24 protein-coding genes and 4 tRNA genes are annotated in these 23,144 nt (G+C 53.8%); 15 read left to right on the forward strand and 13 right to left on the reverse strand.

The window, feature by feature from the left end; translation table 11 throughout:
• Positions 1-5 precede the first annotated feature (5 nt).
• From pgeF to AC1931_RS08930, 3 genes are read right to left on the reverse strand one after another with little or no spacing between them, the layout of a single operon-like run.
• On the reverse strand, positions 6-800 hold the full coding sequence (gene pgeF, locus AC1931_RS08920; protein ID WP_483876900.1) for a peptidoglycan editing factor PgeF: 795 nt from the start codon (positions 798-800) through the stop codon (positions 6-8).
• Between the two features lie 36 nt (positions 801-836).
• Positions 837-1,835: an RluA family pseudouridine synthase gene (locus AC1931_RS08925; protein WP_483876901.1), complete on the reverse strand. Its 999-nt coding sequence runs from the start codon at positions 1,833-1,835 to the stop codon at positions 837-839.
• Positions 1,836-2,105: a hypothetical protein gene (locus AC1931_RS08930; RefSeq protein WP_483876902.1), complete on the reverse strand. Its 270-nt coding sequence runs from the start codon at positions 2,103-2,105 to the stop codon at positions 1,836-1,838.
• A 220-nt stretch (positions 2,106-2,325) separates the two neighbouring features.
• On the opposite strand from AC1931_RS08930, the gene AC1931_RS08935 reads away from it, so the two are divergent.
• Complete coding sequence (locus tag AC1931_RS08935) at positions 2,326-2,718, forward strand: response regulator (protein ID WP_483876903.1); 393 nt, start codon at positions 2,326-2,328, stop codon at positions 2,716-2,718.
• A gap of 34 nt (positions 2,719-2,752) precedes the next feature.
• Here AC1931_RS08935 and AC1931_RS08940 read toward each other — a convergent pair whose 3' ends face one another.
• A complete protein-coding gene (locus AC1931_RS08940) occupies positions 2,753-3,070 on the reverse strand; it encodes a cytochrome b5 domain-containing protein (protein ID WP_483876904.1) in 318 nt (105 codons plus the stop codon).
• Between the two features lie 333 nt (positions 3,071-3,403).
• Between AC1931_RS08940 and proC the strand changes: the two genes are divergently transcribed.
• A complete protein-coding gene (gene proC, locus AC1931_RS08945; protein ID WP_483876905.1) occupies positions 3,404-4,216 on the forward strand; it encodes a pyrroline-5-carboxylate reductase in 813 nt (270 codons plus the stop codon).
• Between the two features lie 32 nt (positions 4,217-4,248).
• On the forward strand, positions 4,249-5,475 hold the full coding sequence (locus tag AC1931_RS08950; protein ID WP_483876906.1) for a YbfB/YjiJ family MFS transporter: 1,227 nt from the start codon (positions 4,249-4,251) through the stop codon (positions 5,473-5,475).
• 6 nt (positions 5,476-5,481) lie between these two features.
• Here the strand turns inward: AC1931_RS08950 and AC1931_RS08955 are convergent, their stop codons facing one another.
• From AC1931_RS08955 to AC1931_RS08975, 5 genes are all read right to left on the reverse strand, one after another.
• Positions 5,482-6,291, reverse strand: coding sequence for an inositol monophosphatase family protein (locus AC1931_RS08955; protein WP_483876907.1), 810 nt, complete (start codon positions 6,289-6,291; stop codon positions 5,482-5,484).
• Positions 6,291-7,421 carry an AI-2E family transporter gene (locus AC1931_RS08960; RefSeq protein WP_483876908.1) on the reverse strand — a complete coding sequence of 377 codons (1,131 nt, stop codon included), beginning with the start codon at positions 7,419-7,421 and terminating at the stop codon, positions 6,291-6,293. Before AC1931_RS08960 ends, AC1931_RS08955 begins: the two co-directional genes overlap by 1 nt.
• A complete protein-coding gene (locus AC1931_RS08965; RefSeq protein ID WP_483876909.1) occupies positions 7,414-7,947 on the reverse strand; it encodes a Crp/Fnr family transcriptional regulator in 534 nt (177 codons plus the stop codon). The genes AC1931_RS08960 and AC1931_RS08965 overlap by 8 nt, the downstream gene beginning before the upstream one ends.
• Before the next feature lie 233 nt (positions 7,948-8,180).
• Positions 8,181-8,351 carry a (2Fe-2S)-binding protein gene (locus AC1931_RS08970; RefSeq protein WP_483876910.1) on the reverse strand — a complete coding sequence of 57 codons (171 nt, stop codon included), beginning with the start codon at positions 8,349-8,351 and terminating at the stop codon, positions 8,181-8,183.
• Between the two features lie 99 nt (positions 8,352-8,450).
• Entirely contained in the window at positions 8,451-8,852 is a 402-nt protein-coding gene (locus AC1931_RS08975) for a hypothetical protein (RefSeq protein WP_483876911.1), read from the reverse strand.
• Between the two features lie 150 nt (positions 8,853-9,002).
• On the opposite strand from AC1931_RS08975, the gene uvrC reads away from it, so the two are divergent.
• A complete protein-coding gene (gene uvrC / locus AC1931_RS08980; RefSeq protein WP_483876912.1) occupies positions 9,003-10,838 on the forward strand; it encodes an excinuclease ABC subunit UvrC in 1,836 nt (611 codons plus the stop codon).
• Between the two features lie 111 nt (positions 10,839-10,949).
• On the opposite strand, the gene AC1931_RS08985 is transcribed toward uvrC, so the two are convergent.
• The 4 genes from AC1931_RS08985 to rlmD all read right to left on the reverse strand — a co-directional run bounded on the left by AC1931_RS08985 (position 10,950) and on the right by rlmD (position 15,597).
• Positions 10,950-11,744: a DNA-binding protein gene (locus AC1931_RS08985; protein WP_483876913.1), complete on the reverse strand. Its 795-nt coding sequence runs from the start codon at positions 11,742-11,744 to the stop codon at positions 10,950-10,952.
• A gap of 111 nt (positions 11,745-11,855) precedes the next feature.
• The gene (gene malQ, locus AC1931_RS08990) at positions 11,856-13,358 is read right to left on the reverse strand and encodes a 4-alpha-glucanotransferase (protein ID WP_483876914.1); all 1,503 of its coding nucleotides are present in this window, start codon (positions 13,356-13,358) and stop codon (positions 11,856-11,858) included.
• A 116-nt stretch (positions 13,359-13,474) separates the two neighbouring features.
• Positions 13,475-14,068: a sulfurtransferase-like selenium metabolism protein YedF gene (gene yedF / locus AC1931_RS08995; RefSeq protein ID WP_483876915.1), complete on the reverse strand. Its 594-nt coding sequence runs from the start codon at positions 14,066-14,068 to the stop codon at positions 13,475-13,477.
• Between the two features lie 146 nt (positions 14,069-14,214).
• Positions 14,215-15,597 (reverse strand): 23S rRNA (uracil(1939)-C(5))-methyltransferase RlmD, encoded by a 1,383-nt coding sequence (rlmD, locus tag AC1931_RS09000; RefSeq protein ID WP_483876916.1) that lies wholly within the window; start codon positions 15,595-15,597, stop codon positions 14,215-14,217.
• 163 nt (positions 15,598-15,760) lie between these two features.
• Between rlmD and ispG the strand changes: the two genes are divergently transcribed.
• The 11 genes from ispG to AC1931_RS09055 form a co-directional block, all read left to right on the forward strand.
• Entirely contained in the window at positions 15,761-16,834 is a 1,074-nt protein-coding gene (ispG, locus tag AC1931_RS09005) for a flavodoxin-dependent (E)-4-hydroxy-3-methylbut-2-enyl-diphosphate synthase (protein ID WP_483876917.1), read from the forward strand.
• 152 nt (positions 16,835-16,986) lie between these two features.
• Positions 16,987-18,705 carry a proline--tRNA ligase gene (locus AC1931_RS09010; protein WP_483876918.1) on the forward strand — a complete coding sequence of 573 codons (1,719 nt, stop codon included), beginning with the start codon at positions 16,987-16,989 and terminating at the stop codon, positions 18,703-18,705.
• Between the two features lie 39 nt (positions 18,706-18,744).
• Positions 18,745-19,974, forward strand: a complete 1,230-nt coding sequence (locus tag AC1931_RS09015) for a DUF4388 domain-containing protein (protein ID WP_483876919.1) — start codon at positions 18,745-18,747, stop codon at positions 19,972-19,974.
• Entirely contained in the window at positions 19,971-20,702 is a 732-nt protein-coding gene (gene pyrF, locus AC1931_RS09020; RefSeq protein WP_483876920.1) for an orotidine-5'-phosphate decarboxylase, read from the forward strand. Before AC1931_RS09015 ends, pyrF begins: the two co-directional genes overlap by 4 nt.
• Entirely contained in the window at positions 20,702-21,469 is a 768-nt protein-coding gene (gene rlmB / locus AC1931_RS09025) for a 23S rRNA (guanosine(2251)-2'-O)-methyltransferase RlmB (protein ID WP_483876921.1), read from the forward strand. Before pyrF ends, rlmB begins: the two co-directional genes overlap by 1 nt.
• A gap of 28 nt (positions 21,470-21,497) precedes the next feature.
• Positions 21,498-22,115: a TetR/AcrR family transcriptional regulator gene (locus AC1931_RS09030; RefSeq protein WP_483876922.1), complete on the forward strand. Its 618-nt coding sequence runs from the start codon at positions 21,498-21,500 to the stop codon at positions 22,113-22,115.
• A gap of 203 nt (positions 22,116-22,318) precedes the next feature.
• Positions 22,319-22,394, forward strand: a tRNA-Thr gene (locus tag AC1931_RS09035).
• Between the two features lie 50 nt (positions 22,395-22,444).
• A tRNA-Tyr gene (locus tag AC1931_RS09040) sits at positions 22,445-22,529 on the forward strand.
• A gap of 116 nt (positions 22,530-22,645) precedes the next feature.
• Positions 22,646-22,722, forward strand: a tRNA-Gly gene (locus tag AC1931_RS09045).
• Between the two features lie 35 nt (positions 22,723-22,757).
• Positions 22,758-22,833, forward strand: a tRNA-Thr gene (locus AC1931_RS09050).
• Between the two features lie 118 nt (positions 22,834-22,951).
• Positions 22,952-23,144 (forward strand): GTP-binding protein (locus AC1931_RS09055; RefSeq protein ID WP_483876923.1); only part of this gene is annotated, 193 nt, incomplete at its 3' end.

Consider the following 23,144-nt stretch of genomic DNA (forward strand, 5'->3'; position numbering starts at 1 on the left):
TTAATTCATTTATTCAGCATGATAAAGCCAACCTGGCGACCGGTATTCCCATGATCGCGCCGGTACGAGAAAAACATTTCTGCCTGGGTCACGGTGCAGTGACCTGATTCTTCGATATCATCAGGTTTCAGACCGGCCTGTTCCAGTTGCAGGCGGCAACTGCGGGTGAGGTTGAGGTGCCAGTGCCCCAGGCTGGTTTCACGGGTAATCTCGTTCCAGAAACCACTCCCCTGGCGAAAAGCATCACGCACAGGGCGATCAACTTCATAGCTGTCGGCACCGATGCCGGGGCCAATTGCTGCTATCAGATCCTGTGGTGTGCAGTCAAAGTGGGTCGTCATCGCCTTGATGGTCTTGGAAATCAGGCCGCCGGCCGCGCCGCGCCAGCCGATGTGGATAGCAGCGATAGCCGTGTGTTGCTTGTTCCACAGCAGTAACGGGTAGCAGTCCGCCGTAAGAATGCCGATCATGATGCCGGGTTGATTAGTCACTATCGCATCAACCTCGACCTGGACGAAATGGCTCAAGTCGAGATTGGGTTCGTCGATCAGCAACAGATCATTGCCATGAACCTGCTTTACCGTCAGCAGTTGATGTAAAGGAAGATCGAACGCACGGACAAAGGTTGAGCGGTTTCCTTCGACGTGAGCTTTAATATCTTCGGTATTGGTACCAAGGTTCAGGGAATGGTAGGGGGGGCGACTGACCCCGCCGTTACGGGTACTGAACCCGGCAGTCAACCCGGTAGCTAGCGCGGCGGGCTGCAGATAGGATATTTTCCCGGTGCGGACCAGTTTCATGACAACAACTCCATGGCAAGATGATGGTAGTACCGATCAGGTCGGGTGGCCGTTGCCGGCTGTATCGTGGTTTGACACACCCGGTTGCAGGTAGGCGATAATATGACGCAGCGGCGCTGGGATGTCACTGCTAAATTCGAGATATTCGTCGGTACGTGGGTGAATAAACCCGAGGGTGTGGGCGTGCAGGGCCTGTCCGGGTAGCTGGCGGATCAAGGTGCGCAGGTGATGATCCTTGAAGTTGTTAAGCTCCGAACGCCGACCATAAAGCGGATCGCCTACCAGGGGGTGGCCCGATTCGCTTAAATGAACACGAATCTGGTGGGTGCGACCAGTTTCCAGTTGCAGGCGGATCAGGCTGAGCTTTACGTTTGAGAAATTGTCAATAACGCGCCAGTGAGTAACTGCCCGCTTGCTGTTTCTGGCTTTGGTGCTGAATTTTTTCCGCTGAACCGGATGGCGTCCCAGCGGCTGATCGATGGTCCCCTTGCGGGTTGACAGGTGGCCGTGGATCAGGGCGAGATACTCGCGTTTGATGCTGTGCTGGTGGAATTGTTCCGCCAGATGCTGATGGGCCTGATCATTTTTGGTAACGACCAGGACACCGGAGGTATCCTTGTCGATACGGTGGACGATGCCGGGGCGCAGGGTGCCGCCAATGCCGGCGAGATCAGCGCAATGATGAAGCAGGGCGTTAACCAGGGTGCCGCAAGAGTTGCCCGCGGCAGGATGGACCACCATGCCGGCTGGTTTGTTGATAACAATCAGGTCCTGATCTTCGTAGAGGATATGCAGGGGAATATCTTCAGCCAGAGCTGTGCTGGGCTCTGGTGGTGGTAGCAGAACCTCAATGGCTTCGCCACCTTTAAGTTTGACGCTGGCTTTAGTTGCCGTGCCGTCGCAGGTAACCTGTCGGTTGTCAATAAGTTTTTTAAGTTGTGCCCGGCTGATATCGGGCAGGGCTTCGGCGAGAAACGCATCAAGGCGCTGCGCAGGAGCGTCATAGGGGAACAACAGCCGCCGGGACAGGGTCATTTACCAGATCTGGCTTTCGATTTTTCCGGCCTGTTTGATCATGACATCAACAATGGCGCGCTCATAGAGATGATCACGATTAGCAAGATCAGCCGAGACGCGCGAGTAGAAATGTTCGCGCCCCTCTTCCAGTTCGGCATCCATCAGTTCAAAGATATTGTCACCTTTGATCCCTTCGGCCACCTTGTCCTGATTATACAGGGCGATGTCGGAAACAATCGCTCTGGCCAGGCGAAAGGCCAGATCGGGATTTTCAACTACTCTTGCCATAGATCATGCCTCCTGTGTTGCAATCTGGTATATCAAGAATTTAATTCTATTAATTTTTCTCCTGGTTGGCAAGGGATAAACGGAGAAAATCGTTTTTTACGATTAGTAAAGATAATTTTTGTTGAAAATGGATTTATTTATGGTAAAATTAAGAACATATTAATCAATATTTTTAATGTGTTTAGCTTTACTATTTCCTCGTCGAGAAACAAGGTAGTAGATGGATACCCCAATCCCCCCCATTAAGGTGCTGTTTGTTGATGATGAATCGGCGTTGCGGGCCTTGGGAGAAGATCTGCTGGTTGAAGAAGGTTACGACGTTGTTTGTGCCTCCAGCGCTCGTGACGCGCTTGAAGTGTTTGCTCAGCATGGGCAACAGGTTGATCTGGTTGTGACCGACGAGTCGATGCCGGGAATGACTGGTACCGAGTTAGCGCAGCAGCTGTTTCAGCTGGCACCACAGTTGCCGATTGTTCTCTGCTCGGGTTATCTGTTGTCCATGGCGAATGAGGAGATTGGGGCAACGAACATCAAGGCCGTTCTCGCCAAAACCGATGTCTTCTTTAAGCTGCCGGCAACAATTGCCGGTCTCTTCCACCGAGAACGGCACTGAGTAGAGCCGATCGCCTCACCATCCCAAAAGTCTGTCAGCGCAGGATGATAAACACCAGTGCGGCTAGAATAACAGCAGCAACAAAGATTGGAACCAACGGCACTGTTTTGCCGGGTTGTTTCGCTGTTGCGGCTGTCAGTCTTCCGACCACGGGAAAGCGTTCGATGACCGAACGGACATGGGGGGCGGTTTTCAGATCTTCGGTTAAATCCCGGCCGGCCTGGTGGACCCCCTCATGATTTCCGTTGTCCCATCGCTTGCTGCTGCTGACGTCATAAATTACACCACTGACGGCAACATAGGCAGGGGTACCGTTCTGACCGTTGAATTGTGCAAGTTCTTCCGGTGTCATTCTTTTCTCCCATCTGATTATTACTGATCTGCGCGCTTCGTTTTTTTTCCTTCAAGCGGCTGGTTTCCCTAGCTGTATTTTTCCAGTCACTATGATAAACAAAGGTAGCTTTCAAAGTAGATGGTTTCGCAGAAACTCGCCAGCTGCGGCACTGCTAGCGTCACCTCACTGCTTTGACGTACCTTGAGGACATTACATTGTTCAACACTGGCTGCCCATGCCTTCGGCGCATTTTGCTTAGCTGTCAAACATGATGATTTTCAGGAAAAAATCAAGAAAAACACGTAAGGGAAAGTTTTGTCAACAAATCCGGACCGGGAAAGGGTAACAACGATGACTGACGAAAAAAAAATAGGATTTATCGGTGGTGGTAATATGGCCGAAGCCCTGATTAAAGGGCTGCTGGCGAGTAACTTCTCCGCTGCCAAGCTGGTTGTTTCGGAGCCGATTGAAAGCCGTCGTGATCATTTGCACGACGCTTTCGGAGTGTCGCTGGCCCAGAGCAATACTGAACTGGTCGAATTGTGCGAGATTGTGGTGCTGGCAATCAAACCGCAAATTGTTGATGAGGTGCTGTCTGAAATGGCAACTGCCTGGGATGATAACAAGTTGATGGTATCGATTCTGGCGGGCGTCACTTGTGCGGGCATTGAGAGGAAGTTTGCCGGATCGCCGCGGGTTGTCAGGGTGATGCCGAACACCCCGGCTTTGGTTGGTGAGGCCGCCAGCGCAATATGTCGTGGTACCCATTCCACCAAGGATGATCTACAGATCGTTCGCGAGTTATTAGAAAGTGTGGGCATGGTTCAGTTGATCGATGAACGCCAGATGGACGCTGCGACGGGCTTGTCCGGATCCGGACCCGCTTATATTTATACGGTGATTGAAGCTCTTGCAGATGGTGGTGTGCGCGAAGGGCTGCGCCGTGATGTCGCTCATGCACTGGCGGTGCAGACGGTTGTGGGGGCCGCGCTGATGGTACGCGAGACCAAAGAGCATCCAGCAATATTGCGTGATCAGGTCTGTTCTCCCGGAGGTACCGCCATTACCGGGGTCAGCACCCTGGAAAAAAACGGGCTCCGCACCACCCTGATGGAGGCGGTCTCAGCGTCGGCGGCACGCTCGCGCGAGTTGGGCGGCAATTGATTGTCATGACCAATGGGTAGGGCTTTTGCGGCGTGAGAAGACTTCCTTTTCATTACGGCTGGGTGATTGCTGTTGCCTGCATTCTCACCACTTTTTGCTGCTTCGGTCTGGCGCGCTTTGCTTTTGCCATGTTGTTGCCGGGAATGCAGGAAGGATTGAGCCTGTCCTATGAGCAGATGGGCTATCTGGGGACGGCCAACTTTGTCGGTTATCTGCTGGCCGTTGCTGTGACTCCCGGCTTTCTGACGCGTTGCCGTCCACGGTTGACCCTTGGCATTGGCCTTGCTCTGATTGCCGTGACTCTGGCGGCCATGTCTGGAGCCCGCACCGTTGTTTGCCTGCTGCTGCTCTACCTATTGACCGGTTTTGGTAGTGGCCTGGCGAACATCTCCGGGGTGGTACTAATCGCTTTCTGGTTTCGCCGCGAGCGCCGTGGCTGGGCCGCAGGATTGATGGCTGTCGGTAGTGGTCTGGGGATTATGTTTTCCGGATGGGTGGTCCCACGCTTGAATCGGCTGGAAGGTTTTGAAGGCTGGCGTTTAAGTTGGCTGCTGTTTGCGCTGATTGTTGCGGTCCTTGCCTTGAGTGCCTTTATCCTGGTGCGTAATACTCCGGAAGAATGTGGCTTGCAACCGGTCGGGCTCACGGCGGCGCTGACCCCAACCGATCTCAGTAGCAGCTACCCTGCAGGGAGCGGACGGATTCTGTTGCTGCTGGGACTGCTTTATTCCGCCTTTGGCCTGACATATATGGTGTACGGCACCTTTTTTGTGACCAGCCTGGTTGCTGAACATGGCTACTCGGAAGCCCTGGCGGGGCGATTCTGGTCGTGGGTGGGATTTTTCAGTCTTTTTTCCGGGGTCGTGTTCGGCGCCCTGTCAGATCGCATTGGTCGGCGCCTGGGGTTACTTCTGGTTTTTATGATTCAATCGGCGGCCTATCTGCTCGCGGGGTCGGGGGCAGGCGCTGTGGCTCTGATGTTGTCGGTGGTTCTTTACGGGGTCACGGCCTGGTCGGTTCCCGCCATCATGGCCGCAGCGGTCGGCGATTATCTCGGTGCGGCTAAAGCCGCCGGTGGTTTTTCGCTGATTACTTTCTTTTTCGCCGGTGGCCAGGTCTGTGGTCCGGCTATTGCCGGCATGCTGGCAGAGTATTTTGGAAGTTTTTCTCCTGTCTTTCTGCTCGCAGCCCTGATTACGGTTGCGGCATCACTGTTTTCTCTGACCTTGCCCGGCGCATCTTATCCTGCGTCCGGATAAACCATCCTAACCCCTTTGATGGTCGCGATAATGCTGGTCGATCAGCGGTTGCAACTCCGCATGTACGCCGGGAAAGCCGCAGACCAGGATACGGTCACGGTAGGGGGAATAGGGGAGCCCCCGTTCGTTACTTATCTCACAGCCGCTTTCAGTGAGGAACAGTAATGCGGCCGCTACATCATAAGGTTTCAGGTCACTCTCCCAAAACCCCTGGAGGAATCCGGCAGCGACGTAAGCCAGGTCGAGGGCGGCTGAACCAAAACGCCGAATGCCACGGCAACGGTAGAGGACATCCTGAGCACAGGCAAAAAAAGGAGCGGCCAGATCGGCAGAACGGTAGGGGAATCCAGTGCCGATAAGGGCCTGATTCAGAGTTAGCCGGCTTGCTTGGCGGCAAGGCCTGCTGCAATGCTGGAACCCCTGGCCACGGACAGCACAGAAACTCTCGGCGGAGGCTGGGCGCCAGATGACACCAAGGTCGCTGCGCCCTGAAACTTCAAGGGCGACGGAGATGCAGAATTGATCGAGACCACTGAGAAAATTGGTGGTGCCGTCGATGGGATCGATAATCCAGCGCAGCGCAGCGCTTCCCTCCTGCCCGGTTTCTTCGCCATAAAAACCGGCCTCGGGCAACAGCTTAGCCAGCGCCTCTTTGAGCATGTTTTCAGAATTGATGTCGACATCAGAAACAAGTTCGCGGGCATCTTTTTCGTTGCCGCTGCCTGGACCCAAACGGCGGAACTGACGGAGTTGATAGTCTCCCACCGTTCGGCACAGGCTGGTGACTGCTTCAAGCAGATGGTTATCGATCATCATCAGAGCATTTTCCCACGACTGGAGAAGTAGCGGTGATAGGGATTGAAAGTGCGCCGGTACTGACGGATCTCGAGAATGATGATGTTAATGATGCTGGCGATAGGGACACCGATAATCATCCCCAGGATTCCGTAGAGTTTGCCCCCCATAATGATCGCCAGAATCACCCACAATGGGTGCAGATTGGATACCTTGGAGATGAGGATCGGAATCAGAATCATATTGTCGACGATAACCTGGGCGATGAGAATATACACACATAAAATCCACCAGAATTGAGGACCAACGCCCAGGTCCACCAGGGCAATAGTAATCCCCGGCAGCATGCCAAAAATTGGGCCGACGTAGGGAACCAGGTTGGTAACCCCGGCGACTACGGCAAGAATCGGGGCGTAGCGGATATCGGTAAGCGCCAGCCCGGCCCAGACTACCAGTCCGACAATAATGGCTTCAATGATTCTGCCGCGAATAAAATGGGACAGTTGCCAGCTGACGTGGGCATAGATATCCAGCACCATTTCAAAATAACGATTGGGGGTGAGGGAAATGAGCCCGCGCATGATGCGACGGCTGTCACGCAGAAAAAAGAAGGAGAACAGCGGTACCAGAATCAGCAGGCTGCCGATACGCATGGCCGAGCGCGGGGTCTGCACCAGGACGGCGCCGATCAGCTCCTGGGAAAAATTTCGCAAGTGATTGCCCAGGTTGTAATGGGCGATAAATGGAAAGTGCTGTTGCGCCAGTTCGAGCAAGCCGGTCAGGTAAACAATGGCAAAACTGATGTAGCGTGGCACATCGGCTTTGAGCGCCTGCATCATGCCTCGCCAGTTAGGTGGGCCGATGATCAGCATTAGCAGGATCACCGCTGCAGAAAACAACAGATAGATGATAAAGATGGCAAAGGTTCGGTGAATACCGCGATTTTCAATCAGGCTTACCAGTGGTTCAAGCATAAAGGCGACGATCATGGCAAGAAGAATCGGCAGAAACAAGCCGGCAGTTGCCGTTCGTAGCAGGGTGGTAAAGGTGGTAGCAGATGAATAAATGGCAATCCCTGAGGCGATTGCCGTGGTCAGAACCAGGTACATAACCGCTACCTGGGCCCGTCTGAAGCCGGTGGAATCACTCATTGTTCGGTTCCTGTGCAGCTGTTAACCTGGTCTGCAGCAGCTCCAGCTGCTGGCTGCACTGGTGCAGGCGATCGGCGAGAACCCGGTTCAATCCAAACAGGATTTTTGCGGTTGGTGCCGGATGGCTAATGGTCGCCTCGAGAATGTCGGAACGGAACAGTCCTACCAGCGATGAGGCGGTTGTCGCTCGTGCACTTGCCGTGCGCGGACGGGTTCCGGTCAGAGCGACCTCGCCAAAAAAATCGCCCGGCTCAAGAATTGCCTGCTCAGCTTCCTTGCCGTTGTTGTCAACCGAGAAAATCTGTACTTGACCGGAACGGATAATGTACATCCCGGAACCGATATCCCCTGCCGAGAAAATCATTTCATCTGCTTCAAAATTACGAATGTGAACAATTTTCTCAAGGAACTTAAGTTCCCGCTGGCTGAGTTTGGAGAACATCGGTACCTGGCTTAAAAAATAAGCGAGGGTCAGTTTGCCTGCTTGATTGCGGAAAATATTCTGCCAGAAAGGATTTGGATTCATAGGTCATCCCGGGGCATGATGGAACTGCAATAAGGAAAAAATGAATAATGAAATCATGATGCAGCGGCATGATATATCAGCCGCCTGTACCAGTTCCAGAAAAATTCGAATCCAGGTGGTTTAAGAAGGTTGTAGCGAGAGTATCACAGGGAATTGAAAAGACAAAAGCCCCAACTTTTTTGCGTGGTGCTAAAAGGCTGGGGCTTTCGTTTGCATTGTGACAAAGCAGGGGGTTACTTGTTCTCAGCCAGCAGGGCTTCTAAGTCGGGAACACAGCCACCACAGCCGGTGCCGGCGGTGGTGGCCTCCTGTACTTCTTCAACGCTGGTGAGGTTTTGCTCCTTGATGGCTTTAACGATGGTGTCACGATCGACATTCATGCAGTGGCATACAGTTTCAGACATAACGGTCTCCTTTGATGGTTGGTTTTTCTTGACGTCGCAAGTATACCCTCAGGGTAGCGGACTTGGCAATTGACGTGTGAGTTTTTCACAACAAAACCCTTAAGGATTAGCAAACCGGCGCTCCTGTGCTCCGATCAGGGTCAGTGATTTTTCAACCCTGAAACGAACCAGATGTTTCGGTCCTTTTTCCTGATCTTGTCCTGGTGTCAAGCTTTTACGAGTCATCTGCTGCGCCAGGTTCGGGTCGTTAATTTCGTCAATTTTTTGCAGATATAATCGGGTTCCCTGGTAGCCGGCACCCGATTCAATGAACATGTAGGCTGCATGAGGGTTGGCGCAGATATTGTTATATGACAATCGTTCCCGCATCAAAAATATCAATGTGCCGTCTGCCAGTACGGTTGGTCGGGCATAAATAGCGCTGGTAACATTGCCCTGAGCGTCAGCGGTTGATAAAATGCCGACTCCCTGGCTAGTCGAAAAATAGTCGTTGAGGGTCATGCTTGGCTCCTGTTTGTGCTGTCGCGAGGTTTTATTTTTGTCCACGACAAACTATAACACACCTGATATCATTAATTGTAGGGTCGGTCGTTTATTTTTGTATGCCGTTGATATGGATATTCTTTTTTGCTGCCGGAACCAGGAAAACCGATGTTCAGCCCAGACCTGAAAAATTATCCCCAGGCACCCGGCGTTTATCAGATGCTTGCCGGCGATGGGACCATCCTCTATATCGGCAAAGCGCGGCGTCTGCGTTCACGCCTGCGTTCTTATTTCTCGGCAAAGGGGGACGGTCGTCAGCAGATTCCCTTGCTGATGAAGAAGGTCCAGGGCATTGAGGTGATCGTCACCGATACGGAAAAAGAGGCTCTGCTGCTGGAAAATACGCTGATCAAGCAGCATCGGCCACGCTACAACATTGAACTGCGTGACGATAAAACCTACGTCTCGGTACGTATCGACCTGCGCGAAGAGTTTCCCATCATGGAGGTTGTCCGGCAGGTGAAAAATGACGGTGCCCACTATTTCGGCCCCTATTCATCGGCGGCAGCTATCCGCGCAACCTTGAGACAGATTTACCGCATTTTCCCCTTGCGTCATGCACCGATAGAACGTTGCCGGCAGCGGCAGCGTCCCTGCTTGTTTTATCAGATCGGTCAATGCAGCGCTCCGTGTCACGGCAACATCAGCAGCGCCGATTACCGACGTCTGGTGGACGGGGTCATCCAGCTCCTGGAAGGGAGAGAATCAGAAGTGATCGCATCCTTGCGCCAACGGATGGAGGTCGCAGCTGGGGCCATGGATTATGAACAAGCGGCGCTGGTGCGTGATCAGATTCGCCTGATTCAGCAAAGTGTTGAAAAACAGAAAGTAACAGCGCATGGCGGCGGTGATCAGGACGTGATCGGCCTGCATCAGGATGGCGGTGAGGTCGAAGTCACCCTGTTGTTTGTGCGCAATGGCAAACTGATTGGACGCCGCAGCTTTCTGCTTGAGTGGGTGCTTGATCTGCCCGAGTTGTTACACGGATTTCTGCTCGATTTTTATGCCCGCGATGTCATTGTTCCTGACCAGCTGATTCTTCCCTTCCCCCTTGAAAGCCTCTCACTGCTGGCCGAGTGGTTGAGTGAAAAACGTGGAAAAAAGGTGCGCTTACTGACCCCTGAACGTGGTGAAAAGCGGCGTCTGAGCGAACTTGCTAGGCGCAATGCCGAGGAGTCTTACCGTCAGCGTGGACAGCGTAAACAAGCGCGCAAAAACCTGCTGGTTGAGCTGCAGGAGCGCTTAAAACTTCCACATTTTCCCCGCCGGATCGAGTGCTTCGATATCTCCAATGTGCAAGGAGAGTTGGCGGTCGGCAGTATGGTTGTGTTTGTAGATGGTGAACCGCAGAAACAGGAGTATCGACGCTACCGGATCAAAACGGTGGTCGGCGCTGATGATTATGCCTCATTGAGCGAGGTGCTGCAGCGCCGGCTTGAGCGTGGAGTGGCAGAAGGTTGTCTGCCGGATATGATTCTGATCGATGGCGGCAAGGGGCAGCTTGGTGTTCTGGTCGACGTGATATCAGGCATGGGCTTAACAGGGCAGATCGGTGCTGTCGGGATAGCTAAGAGCCGGGTTCTGTCAAATGTTAAAGGCAAGGTGGTAGAACGCTCTGAAGAGCGGTTTTTTGTCCCCGGGCGAAAAAATCCGGTGACCTTTCGTCATGGCTCTGCTGCTGCCTTCTTGCTCGAACGTCTGCGTGATGAAGCTCATCGCTTCGCTATCAGCTTTCACCGTTCTCTGCGTGGCAAGCAGGGGCTGCGCTCCACTTTTGACCAGATTCCCGGGATCGGCCCGGAGCGCCGTAAGGCCCTGCTGAAGCATTTCGGCAGCCTTAAGCGTTTACGGAAGGCCACAGTGGATCAGATTCAACAGGTTCCCGGCTTTTCTGCAACACGGGCACAGCAGCTGGTTGAGGCATTGAAAAACCAGCTCGATTAGTTTGTCGGAAGAAATCCCCGTTTTTTCTGCTCTGAGGCTCCAGGCACAAAAAAGCCCCCCGCCTGAAGTCGGCGAAGGGCTGGATTTGCAGCATTGTGATGAGTTTGTCGGTTACTCGACGCTGACGACGGCGTCTTCAACGATCAGGTCGTAGGCGTAGCCATGACCGAAATCTTTGTCAATAGTGAGCTTGCCGCTGGCAATGACGACATCGCCCACCTTGAGTTGGGTGTTGCTGGTCAGGGTCAGATCGTGGGTGCCTGCTTCGGGATTGCCCGAGCCGTCCTGCAGGTGGATCCAGTTGGTGCCCATGATCTGTGGGCTGAATTTCACCACTTTGCCACGCAGTTGGATCTCCTGACCGGACAGGTTGTCACGAGCAGCGTAAATTTCTTCAATGTTGTGTCCGTTTTCGAGTTTTTCGAGGGCGGTCACGGTAATCGGTGCAGGAGCAGCTCCGCCCATGCCGGAGATGGGTGGGTGCCCGGCCGGCATCTGATCTGGTGCGGGGGTCTCAGTTGAAGCTGTTGCCGAGCTGGCGTTGAGGATTGACTCAACAAAATAGACCACGTCAAAGGTTCTATCGAGGGTCTGGCTGTGGTAGTTGTGCATCGCCATGCCATCGGGAACAACCACCAGATCGCCAACGCTGACGGCAAATTGGGGTGTTGCTGCCCAGACCTGGTCACTGCCGGTGTCGACCAGGACATAGGTGTAGCCAAGAGCGTTCATCGTCTCAACTACATCTCCACTGATGTTGTCGGTTGTTTGCTGCGGCGTCACTGCCGGGGTCGGGGTTGCTGCTGGTGGCTGGGGGCTGGCGCTTTGGTTGTTGGAACTTTGTTGGCATCCAACCAGCAGTGCCATGACTAAAAATAATACAAGATAGAGAATCCGATTTTTCAAGGTAGCCTCCGAAGCTGGTGTTCACGATGTTAAAAGGTGGTATTGCTAAACGCAAAAGACAATAGCACAGGCTTTAAATCAGCAACAATAGTTGAATGTTCTTTAGGAAATTTATGTGCTGATACACAGATCGCGACCGTAGAGATGTGTTGTCGATCGCAGACGCAGGCGCAACGATTCATCCAGCGTGTTTTTGCTGAATCGCCACGACCAGTTGCCGGTGGCGGTTCCGGGAGTATTCATCCGCGCTCCTTTGTCGAGGCAGAGAATATCCTGGAGGGGGATGATGCTGAGGCGGGCAACACTGGCCATGGCGGTTTCAACCAGCAGCCAGGGCATATCTGCAGAGCGCAATCCCAGATATTCCTTAACCCGGTTTTTGACTCTGTCGTCAAGCTGATTCCACCAACCAAGGGTGGTGTTGTTATCGTGGGTACCGGTATAAACAACCGAATTACGGCGATGATTATGGGGTAGATAGGGGTTCCTGGCGTCAGAATCGAAAGCAAATTGCAGAATTTTCATGCCGGGGAAGGAAAAATCATCCCGCAATTGTTCTACCTCCTCAGTGATAATGCCAAGATCCTCAGCGATGATCGGCAGGTTGGAATAGCGTTCAGCCAGCAGGTCAAACAGCTCTCGTCCGGGGGTGTCCATCCAGTGACCGTTAACTGCCGTCGGGTCGTGAGCCGGGATGGCCCAGGAGGCAACAAATCCGCGGAAATGATCGACCCGTAACAGATCGAACAGACTGAAATTCCAATCGAAACGCTGAAGCCACCACTGGTAGTTCTGCTCCTTGAGTTGGTCCCAGCGGTACAGGGGGTTGCCCCAGCGTTGCCCGGTGGCACTGAAATAATCCGGAGGCACCCCGGCGATCAGCGTCGGCCGCTGGTGTTCATCAAGATGAAACAATTGGGAATGGGCCCAGACGTCGGCAGAATTCTCGGCGACGAAAATCGGCAGATCACCGAAGATCAAGATGCCGCGTTGTTGTGCGTATTGGTGTAATGAAAACCATTGTTCAAAAAAGACAAACTGGAGATACTTGTGCCATGAAATCTGGTCGGCAAGCTCCGATCGACATTGCTCAAGGGCTGCCTGATCGCGGCGTCGCAGTGGTTCCGGCCAGTCCTGCCAGTTACGGTATTCATGGTGCGAACGGATCGCCTCGAACAGGCTGTAATCATCCAGCCAATGATGTTGGGCGTGACAAAAGTCGGTAAAGCTTTGATAGCGCAGCGTGTCCTGCTGACCAAAAAATATCTTCCAGGCTTTGCGCAGCAGAGGCATCTGGGTAGTTAAGGCAGCGGCGAAGTCACAATGGGATGCCTGCGCTGCGGGAGGCGGTAAATCACTGACGTCAAGGTCATTGGTCTGGACGAGGTCAGCCAGACTAATCAGCAGGGGGTTGCCGGCAAAAGCTGAAAAACAACTGTAGGGGCAGTTGCCGTAGCCGGTTGGACCAAGCGGAAGGATCTGCCATACTGATTGCCCGCTAGCGACGAGAAAATCAATAAAATCACGCGCTTCTTGCCCTAAAGAACCGGTATGCTGTGCCCCCGCAAGGGAGGAAGGGTGTAGCAGTATACCGCTGCAGCGTTGTTTCAGCATCTGGTTTTCCTGTGTGCGGTGATCAAGTAAATAGATTATTTCTAACACGCTGTTGAGAGTAAAGCATCGCTTTTCTTGCCGATTGGGTGTTGCTTTGTCTGTAACTTAAGTAGAGCTCAGGGGGAAATAATGCGCCCGGCCTGATGCTGGATATCGACGATATCAAGCATATTGGTGATACGACCAACCTTGAGCTGATCCTTACGATTGTAGAAATCGAGGCACAGGCCACAGCTGGCAATATCAACACCAGCGGTTTTGAGCGCCTTAAGGGTATCAAGAACCTCTGACCCGGTACAAACCAGATGGACTGCGCTGTTAACAAACAAAATAGCTGCCGGCAGCGGATCGATTTCGAGTTGGGTCATCAGAAAGTTTCTCAGCAGCAACCGGCCAAAATCGTCATCACCGGAGCCCATGCGGTCGCTGCCACAGTAAATCACAGTTGCTCCTGGCGCGGCTGCTTGTGGGGCCGGGCTGGTGGCTTCGGCTTGTGCTGCCGGCGGCGACAGTTCCATCCGATAGCCGTCAGGAGTGGCCACCGCGGTGGTTTGATATCCCATTTTTTCCGCCAGGCGGGCAACATTGTCGCGGCAGACATCGTCATCAACCAGTACTGTCAGTTTATCGGTAGCATTGGCCAGAATCTGTTTGCGCGTTTCAACAACAGGGTATGGACAGGCATGTCCGCGATAGTCAAGTTCCAACATGAAAAACTCCTGTAACATCAGTTTGTTGATTTAGGTTCGGCAAAAAAAAGAAAAAAGCCGGCGTCCGGGTGGATTGTCGAGTAACAATCTAGCACAGATTTTGTGGATAAGGAGTGAATTCGATAGCTGTACCTCTGGCGATCAGTTTACCCGGAAACCAGTTGGACAAGGGTTTCAATATGGGCGGTCTGAGGAAACATATCAATTGGTTGCAGCCGTTTGATCTGGTAGCCACCGTCCAGCAACTGCTTTAAATCCAGCGCCAGGGTGTCAGGATCGCAGGAGACGTAGATGATCTGGGTCGGGCGCAGCGCGAGAATGCGGCGGATCAGCTCAACACCACAGCCTTTGCGCGGCGGATTGATGGAAACCAGGTCGGGGGTGACAGCGAGATGCTCAAGCTCCGTCATCGCGTCACCGGCAATAAATCGACAATTGCTCAGCTGGTTAAGGGCGGCATTGGCTTTGGCATTACGCACCGCTTCTGGAACAACCTCAATGCCGATAACGCTGCGTGCTCCTTTGGCCAGGCTCAGGGCAATTCCGCCGATGCCGCAGAACAGATCAACGACCGTTTCTTTGCCGCGCAGCTCAGCCCAGTCAGAAATCAGGGCGTACATCCTTGCTGCCTGCCGGGTATTGACCTGGAAAAAGGATTCGGGGGCAATATGCATCCTGATGTCATTAACCTGTTCAATCAGGTCGGGATGGCCGAGGAGTTTGATGGATTCATTACCGAGGACCACGTTGCCGCCGGAGCTGTTGACGTTCTGGTGGACGCCGATCACCTGGGGAACCTTTTTGACCAGTTTTTTTGCGAGTTTGGGCAGCTCCTGATAATCCCGGTAATGACAGACAAAGGTCACCAGGGCGCGGTCGTTATCGGGGCTGACGCGGATCAGCAGATAGCGCAACAGGCCGCGCTGGTGGCGCGGGTTATATACGGAGACCTGCTGGCGGGCGACATCATCACGCACAATGGCAGCGATACGGTTGATAAGTGGATGGTGAACCGGGCAGGCGGCGATATCGACAACATCGTGGCTGCCACGCCGGTAGAGGCCAAGGAGCAGCTTTTCCCGTTTGCGCGCAAACACCAGCTTGGCGCTGGTGCGATAGCCGAGGGTATCGACAGCGGGGAGTACCGGCAGGGCGGCAAAACTCTCTGCGGGAATCAACGCGGTCAGGGCGTGTTGCACCCGCTGTTCTTTGAATTGAAGTTGCGCCGGGTACTGCATGCTGACCAGCGGGCACCCCAGGCAACTTAATTCAAGAGGACAGCCGGGCTGGGCGGTACGCAAGGGGGATCGGCGCAGTATTTTGAGCAGGCGGGTAAAGATATGGGTGCGTCCTCGATGTTCCACCTCTGCCACCACCGTTTCAGCAGGGAATGCACCCTGAACCAGGGCAGTGCGGTTATCTTCCCGGGCGTTACCGACCCCTTCGTTATCCAGTTCGGTAATGGTCAGCTTAAGGGTGTCAAGTTCCGGGCGGCCGGTTTTTTTCTTTTCAGTGTTTTTTTTCATCATGTTTAAGTATCTGGCTGTCTTTTCCTGGTTGAAGAAACACGTGGATGCAGGCTGCACACTACTTCTTGTGTGCGCCCGCTGTCAAACATTGTCGGTTGTCTGGTGGTTAGTGATGGGGTAGACTGCGCTGCGCAGTTTTATCTGTTAACGTCGGAGGTCTTTTGTGGGTCGTAAAACGCGTCAAATCAAGCTTGGCGGGCTTCTAGTCGGTGGTGATGCACCGATCAGCGTGCAGTCGATGTGCAGTACCGACACCAGGGATGTCACCGCGACTTTAAGCCAGATCACGGCCCTTGAGCAGGCCGGTTGTGAGATCGTCCGTTGTGCGGTACCGGACCTGGACGCTGCCAGGGCGCTGAAACAGATTCGGAACGGCTGTCATATCCCGCTGGTGGCTGATATCCATTTCGATCATCGCCTTGCTCTGGCGGCGATTGATGCCGGTGTCGACGGGTTGCGCATCAATCCCGGCAATATTGGCGAACGCTGGAAGGTGTCCGAGGTCGTGCGGGCCTGTCAGGAGCGGCAGATCCCGATTCGTATCGGCGTTAATGGTGGTTCGCTGGAAAAAGAATTACTGCGAAAACATGGTCAGGCTAGCGCAGCGGCGATGGTTGAAAGTGCCCTGGGGCATATCCGCCTGCTCGAAGAGGAATCTTTTGAGCAGATCAAGATCAGTCTCAAGGCTTCTGACATCGGCCGTACAGTTTCGGCCTATCGCCTGCTGGCGCAGCAGGTTGACTACCCCCTGCATGTCGGCATCACCGAAGCCGGGACGGTTTTCAGCGGTACCATCAAGAGTGCTATTGGTCTCGGCGTCCTGCTCAGCGAAGGGATCGGCGATACCCTGCGGGTTTCCCTGACCGGCGATCCGGTGACGGAGGTTCGTGTCGGCTGGGAAATCCTCAAATGTCTCGAGCTGCGCGAGCGCGGCCCGGTGTTCATCAGTTGCCCCACCTGTGGGCGCTGCCGGATCGACCTGATTGAGATTGCCAATGAAGTCGAAGCGCGGCTTCAGGACCTTCCCCTGCCGCTCAAAATTGCTGTTATGGGGTGCGCCGTCAATGGTCCCGGCGAGGCGCGGGAGGCCGATCTGGGGATCGCCGGTGGTACCGACGAGGGGATCCTTTTCCGGCGGGGGGAACTGGTGTGCCGGGTGCCTCAGGCTGACCTTGCCGACACCCTGGTCGCCGCCGCCTGGCAGGAGGTTGCCGAGCGACAAGCACCAAAAAAATAACCACACCGGCTCCGGTAGAGGTTAAGTACTTGCATTTGCAGGGTTCATCAGGTTAGCTTTTTCAACGACCGGAAAAGTTCTTCAACGGTAGCTGATCCCCTTTTTTCTGCCAGGCTGTTTTGCTAACAACTTCTTAATTTACAGGAAAAACCATGCGCTATTCCCAATATCTTTTGCCCACCTTAAAAGAGATTCCTGCCGATGCTGAGGTCATCAGTCATCAGCTGATGCTGCGGTCCGGCATGATCCGTAAAGTCGCTGCCGGGATCTACAATTATATGCCGTTGGGATTACGTTCCATTCGCAAAATGGAACAGATCATTCGTCAAGAGATGAATCGCGCCGGGGCCATCGAATGTCTGATGCCGATGGCCAACCCGGCGGAGCTTTGGCAGGAGTCGGGGCGCTGGGAAAAGTACGGCAAAGAGCTGCTGCGTTTCAAGGATCGCAAGGATGCAGACTTCTGTATGGGACCAACTCACGAAGAAGTGGTGACCGATATCATTCGCAACACGGTCCGGTCATACCGCCAGTTGCCCCTCAATCTGTATCAGATTCAAACCAAATTTCGCGATGAGATCCGGCCGCGTTTTGGTTTGATGCGCGGGCGCGAATTTATCATGAAGGATGCCTATTCCTTTGATCTGGATGATGCCGGTGCCGACATCTCCTATCAGAAGATGTATCAGGCCTATCGCAACATCTTCCAGCGTTGTGGCCTGCGTTTTCGTGCGGTCGAGGCCGATAGTGGTGCGATTGGCGGCAGTTTTTCCCATGAATTTATGGTTCTCGCGGAGTCGGGAGAGGATGCTATTGTTTCCTGCGATTCCTGTGAATATGCCGCCAACGTTGAGAAGGCCGAGGTACTGTGGACCGAGCAGGAGGCAGCAGCGCCCGGGCAGCCCCTGCAATTAGTGGATACTCCAAATCAGAAAACCATCAAGGAGGTGGCGGACTTTCTTGGCCTGCCTCCGACCAGTCTGGTGAAAACCCTGATTCTTCAGACCTCGACAGCGGATGTCGTGGTTGTTCTGTTGCGCGGTGATCGCGAACTCAATACCATCAAGCTTGCCAATCTGCTGGAAGTTGATTGGGTTCTTCCGGCCGAAGAAGAAGTTGTACGCCGCGTGACCGGTGCCCCGACCGGTTTTGCCGGCCCGGTCGGTCTGGATGTTCGTCTTCTCGCCGACAACGAAGTCCGCGCCATGAGCCATTATGTCGTTGGAGGCAATGCTGCCGATCGCCATTATACCGGGGTCTGTCACCCGCGTGATGTTGCTATTGACCAGTTTGCCGACCTGCGCCGTGCTGAGCAGGGTGACCCCTGCCCACGCTGCAAGGAGGGGCGGTTTGAGAGTTGGCGCGGGATTGAGGTAGGACACGTCTTCAAACTCGGAACCAAATATTCCGAAACCATGGCAGCGACGGTGCTTGATGATCAGGGACAAAACCGGGAGCTGGTGATGGGCTGCTATGGTATCGGCGTTGGCCGTACTGTCGCGGCAGCCATAGAGCAAAACCACGATGAGCATGGCCTTAAATTGCCGTTGCCGTTGGCTCCGTTCCAGGCGCTGGTGGTGATGCTCAATCCCAAGGATGAGCAGGTGCGTCAGACCGGCGAAGAGATCTATGAGCAACTATTGGAACAGGATGTTGAGGTGCTGCTCGATGACCGTGATGAACGTCCGGGAATCAAATTCAAGGATGCCGACCTGGTTGGTATTCCGCTGCGGATCACGGTTGGTACACGTGGCTTGCAGGAGGGGACGGTCGAGTTGAAAATCAGGACCAGTGGCGAACAGACAACCCTGGCACTGGACGAAGTTGTCCCAGCTTTATGTCGGCTTATTGCTGCAGCTGATGATGTTTGAGGTGATAGCGTCGTTGATGGGCGCAGGGTATGAGGTGGTATGACAGAGATTCGTGTCGAAAAGGGGACGCTGCACGGCTTGCCGCCGGAAGTTGGTCAGTTGCTCGCCAAAAAACCGCTGGAATTGCTCTGTATGTCAGCCGGCCATCTGTTGCTGGCGGATCCCCGGGCGTCGGCCCCGGTACTGTTGGCGGGGGTGCTGGAAGAAGGAGCGATCGCTGACCTGTTGTCGTATTTCAATATGTTCCGCAAGAGCGGAGTTCTCCATATTCTGCTCTCCGGGGGCAGCAAGTCGCTGTATTTTCAGCAGGGTGAGGTGGTTTTTGCAACCAGTACCTTTGAGACCGAAGACATCGGTTCAGTCCTCTTTTCTCTTGGCAAGATCGAACAGCAGGAGCTTCAGCATCTGCGCGAGCAGGTTACTGAAACCACGACCTTAGGGAAGTTGCTGGTTGAACAGGCATCGGTTTCCCCCAAAGATCTGTGGTCCGCCGCACGCAGTGAAGTAGAGAATATTGTCTATAATCTGTTCAACGCTGGACGCGGTGCTTTTTACTTTGAAGCCAAGGCGGTTGAACAGGAAGATATCTTGCGGCTGTCAATGAGCACCCAGAATATGATTATGGAGGGATTGCGTCGACTCGATGAAAAAGCCCTGTTTATGCGTAAGGTCGTTTCCCTTGACTATTATCCCTGTGCTACCGGCAAGGAAGTCGGAGATCTTACCGAAACCGAAACGCGTATGCTCAACCTGTCCGGCTTTGGACAATTAAAAGCGCGTGATCTGTTCAGAAAGTCGGGGGTGCGGGAATTTGACGGCATTCGTATCCTCTATGGCTTGCTGGAGCGCGATCTGCTGCGTATGCATGAGTCGTCAGGTACGGAAATCGATGGGGTTCTTGGACAGGTCCTCACTATTTATAATGGCCTGTTCCGTAAGATTCATGCTCCGCTGAAGCAGGCCAACCCACTTTTCATGGAAGAGATCGCCCTGGAGTTACGCGTTTTGCCGCAGCCTTATTCCTTTGTTTTGCGCGATGTCGAGTTTCGTGCCGATGGTACCCTGGATGGCCGCATTCTGGTGGACAATCTGGACGGGCTCGAGGCGCGCGACAAAACCAAATTACTGGTGGACTCTCTGGCGGAAGTTGCTTATCTGAAAAGCATGGCCGTCAGGCAGCAGTTGAGCGCTGAACAGGCCCGTCCACTTATATCATGCGTTCAGGAGAGTACCGCGCAAGCGCGTGCTCTGGCCGGGAGAGATGAATGAACGAAAGAGCCAAGGACTGTTTGATTTTTGCCCTGGATGTTGATGATTTTGACCAGGCGCGCTACTGGGTTGAAATCCTCAAGGATAACGTCGGTGTTTTCAAGATTGGCAAGCAGCTCTTCACCCGCTGTGGTCCGGCGGTGGTGAAAATGGTTGTTGAGCAGGGCGCAGATGTTTTTCTTGATCTGAAATATCACGATATCCCCAATACCGTCGCTAAGGCGGCGATAGAAGCGACTCGGCTCGGTGTGCGAATTTTCAATGTCCACGCTCTGGGGGGTGCACAAATGATGCGTACCGCCGTGGAACAAGTTGAGGGCTATTGTCATGAAGCCGGTTGCCCGCGTCCGCAGATGCTTGCAGTGACCATTCTGACGTCCTCGGATCAGGCGACCCTCACAGAAATCGGCATTGAGCGACCAGTTGATGAGATGGTTGTACGCCTGGCGCGATTGGCGCAAGCGTCCGGTTTTGACGGTGTGGTAGCCTCCCCCAGAGAAGCAGCCCTGATCCACGCCGCCTGTGGCGAGGGTTTTGCCATCGTTACCCCCGGTGTGCGCCCGGCGTTTGCTGCTGTGGATGATCAGAAGCGCATCATGACGCCGGCGGCTGCCATTGCCGCTGGGGCCACCGCCCTGGTGATTGGCAGGCCGATTTCTGCAGCTGCTGACCCACTGGCTGCTGCGGGGAAGATTCTTGAAGAAATCAGCGCTGCTCTGGAGGGTTGATGGCCGATTACCTGTATGGTATTAACCCGGTAGCCGAGGCCCTTGCCGGTTCCGGGCGAAGACCGCTGGAATTATTGCTGGCTGATACCAATCGTCAGCAGCGTCTGGATACCTTGCGTCGGCAGGCAACTGCTCAGCAGGTTGGCGTCCGGCAGCTGGATCGACAGGATCTCACCCGCCTGATCGGCCATGATCGTCATCAGGGCGCCGTGCTCAGGCTTGAACCATTTCGCTATCTTTCTCTGGAAGAGTTGTTTGCCCACTGGAAGCAATCAGAAGGTGACGCTTTTTTCCTGATCCTCGACGGTATTACCGATCCGTATAATTTCGGCGCTCTGGTGCGTAGTGCCGAAGGGGCAGGGTGTCATGGTGTAATAGTTGCCAAGGATCGTGCATGTCCGGTCACCCCGGTCGTTGAAAAAGCAGCGGCCGGTGCCCTGGCGCATTTGCCCCTATGTCAGGTTACTAATCTGGCCCGCACCCTGGAAGAGCTTAAGCGGGCGGGGGTATGGTGTTATGGATTGGCTGGCGAGGCCCCGGCCAAAGGTCTGTTTAGCGTTTCCCTGGATGGCCCGGTTGCCCTGGTTGTCGGTAGAGAAGGGGAGGGTTTACGTGTTAATATTCGCAAGCATTGTGATGGCCTGCTGGCGATCCCGATGGCGGGGGCTTTGAGCTCCCTGAATGCATCGGTGGCAGCTGGAGTTGCTTTGTTTGAAATCGTTCGACAAAGACGCAGGAATCTTGGCACGGAACCAGCACAAGGCTGATCAACGCAGGCGCTGGCAAGGAGAATGAATGATGGCGAGTACGAGTATGAAGACCGAAGGAAAAAAGCGGACGATCAACCCTCAGGAAAAAATCAACAAGGTGATTCTCGCCAGTCGCAAGCTGTTCGTTGAAAAAGGCTACTGCGGCGTTTCTATCCCGGATATCGTGACCGCTTCCGGGGTCAGTACCGGAGCGATTTACAGTCATTTTAAAGACAAGGAAACTCTGGCAAAAAGGATTCATGCTTACTCGGTGCAAGAATTCAACGACTTGTTGAAATCGCGCCTGAGCGGAACCGAGTCCGTGCAGGAGGTGCTCCGGGTGTTTACCTATCTGGTCTGTGAGTTGGTTGAAGAAGATCCGATCCTGATGAAATACATGCTCTTTATGCAGCATGGTGGTGCTGTTGCCGGTTTGTCTCCGATCTGTGATACCGATCCTTTCCGCTTTTTGCAACAATACCTGCGACGTGGCATAGACGAAGGCGTGATACGTTCCGGCCAGGATTTCATGGTCGCCGGTCTTTCCTATACCGGTGTTGCTTTGCGCGCGGCAGAATTGCGGATGGATGGGGTCCTGAGAGAGCCATTGACATTCATACGGGATATCCTGGTTGAAAACGGCTGGAATGCCATCAAGGCCTGAATCCCAACCAGCTCGAAAACAACAATGATCGGCAGGTTCTGTTTCGGGGGGAGAGCAAACTCCGTTGGGTGCGTTCTTTATGGTTGACATTCGCCCTGCCGATGCACTATAAGACGGCGCTGTCAGTGCGGAACATATGCCGGATTATTGAGAGGTTTTTTCCTTGCATTCCGGTTTTATCTGATATATAAGTCGCTTCTTGTGCTGGCGTAGCTCAATCGGCAGAGCAACTGACTTGTAATCAGTAGGTTGGGGGTTCAATTCCTCTCGCCAGCTCCACTTAGATAATAACGGGCAAGCCCGACAATTAAATAGATGCAGGTTCCCCTGGAGGGGTTCCCGAGCGGCCAAAGGGATCAGACTGTAAATCTGACGTCAGCGACTTCGGAGGTTCGAATCCTCCCCCCTCCACCATAAAAACTTGCCGGACAAGGGTTCGATATCTGTGCGCCAGGAGGCTGTCAAGCCATATGTACTGGGGCAGTGGCGGGCTTGGTGTCCAGATATAAGCAATCAGCTGTAAATTTTGGGCGGGAATAGCTCAGTTGGCTAGAGCGTCAGCCTTCCAAGCTGAGGGTCGCGGGTTCGAGTCCCGTTTCCCGCTCCATTTTATGTCTCTGCGAAGAAAAGGTAGCGCACCGGGCCCACATAGCTCAGACGGTAGAGCGCATCCTTGGTAAGGATGAGGTCACCAGTTCAAATCTGGTTGTGGGCTCCACTTATTCTGTTGAATTGACATGCAATGTTTTTCAGTGGTATTGGCTTCATCGTGGTTGCGGTAAGCTGGATATTTTCTATTAAAACCAGGTGTTAAGAAAACTAAGGAGGATTTCACAATGGCGAAGGCAAAATTTGAGCGGTTAAAGCCGCACGTTAACGTTGGAACGATCGGTCACGTCGATCATGGCAAGACCACCCTGACCGCTGCTATTACCCGGGTGCTGGCCGAGAAGATGGGCAAGGGAGAGGTCAAGGCTTTTGACCAGATCGACAATGCTCCCGAAGAGCGCGAGCGTGGTATTACCATCG

The sequence above is a fragment of the Pelovirga sp. C15f genome (assembly GCF_057178085.1).

Coding starts and splice junctions, on each gene's coding strand:
- AC1931_RS08925 (WP_483876901.1), bottom strand. CDS start 1,835: ATGACCCTGTCCCGGCGGCTGTTGTTCCCCTATGACGCTCCTGCGCAG.
- rlmB (WP_483876921.1), top strand. CDS start 20,702: ATGGCCGATTACCTGTATGGTATTAACCCGGTAGCCGAGGCCCTTGCC.
- malQ (WP_483876914.1), bottom strand. CDS start 13,358: ATGCTGAAACAACGCTGCAGCGGTATACTGCTACACCCTTCCTCCCTT.
- AC1931_RS08935 (WP_483876903.1), top strand. CDS start 2,326: ATGGATACCCCAATCCCCCCCATTAAGGTGCTGTTTGTTGATGATGAA.
- proC (WP_483876905.1), top strand. CDS start 3,404: ATGACTGACGAAAAAAAAATAGGATTTATCGGTGGTGGTAATATGGCC.
- uvrC (WP_483876912.1), top strand. CDS start 9,003: ATGTTCAGCCCAGACCTGAAAAATTATCCCCAGGCACCCGGCGTTTAT.
- pgeF (WP_483876900.1), bottom strand. CDS start 800: ATGAAACTGGTCCGCACCGGGAAAATATCCTATCTGCAGCCCGCCGCG.
- pyrF (WP_483876920.1), top strand. CDS start 19,971: ATGAACGAAAGAGCCAAGGACTGTTTGATTTTTGCCCTGGATGTTGAT.
- AC1931_RS09030 (WP_483876922.1), top strand. CDS start 21,498: ATGATGGCGAGTACGAGTATGAAGACCGAAGGAAAAAAGCGGACGATC.
- AC1931_RS08970 (WP_483876910.1), bottom strand. CDS start 8,351: ATGTCTGAAACTGTATGCCACTGCATGAATGTCGATCGTGACACCATC.
- AC1931_RS08930 (WP_483876902.1), bottom strand. CDS start 2,105: ATGGCAAGAGTAGTTGAAAATCCCGATCTGGCCTTTCGCCTGGCCAGA.
- AC1931_RS08955 (WP_483876907.1), bottom strand. CDS start 6,291: ATGATGATCGATAACCATCTGCTTGAAGCAGTCACCAGCCTGTGCCGA.
- AC1931_RS08965 (WP_483876909.1), bottom strand. CDS start 7,947: ATGAATCCAAATCCTTTCTGGCAGAATATTTTCCGCAATCAAGCAGGC.
- yedF (WP_483876915.1), bottom strand. CDS start 14,068: ATGTTGGAACTTGACTATCGCGGACATGCCTGTCCATACCCTGTTGTT.
- AC1931_RS09015 (WP_483876919.1), top strand. CDS start 18,745: ATGACAGAGATTCGTGTCGAAAAGGGGACGCTGCACGGCTTGCCGCCG.
- rlmD (WP_483876916.1), bottom strand. CDS start 15,597: ATGATGAAAAAAAACACTGAAAAGAAAAAAACCGGCCGCCCGGAACTT.
- AC1931_RS09010 (WP_483876918.1), top strand. CDS start 16,987: ATGCGCTATTCCCAATATCTTTTGCCCACCTTAAAAGAGATTCCTGCC.
- AC1931_RS08960 (WP_483876908.1), bottom strand. CDS start 7,421: ATGAGTGATTCCACCGGCTTCAGACGGGCCCAGGTAGCGGTTATGTAC.
- AC1931_RS08940 (WP_483876904.1), bottom strand. CDS start 3,070: ATGACACCGGAAGAACTTGCACAATTCAACGGTCAGAACGGTACCCCT.
- AC1931_RS08975 (WP_483876911.1), bottom strand. CDS start 8,852: ATGACCCTCAACGACTATTTTTCGACTAGCCAGGGAGTCGGCATTTTA.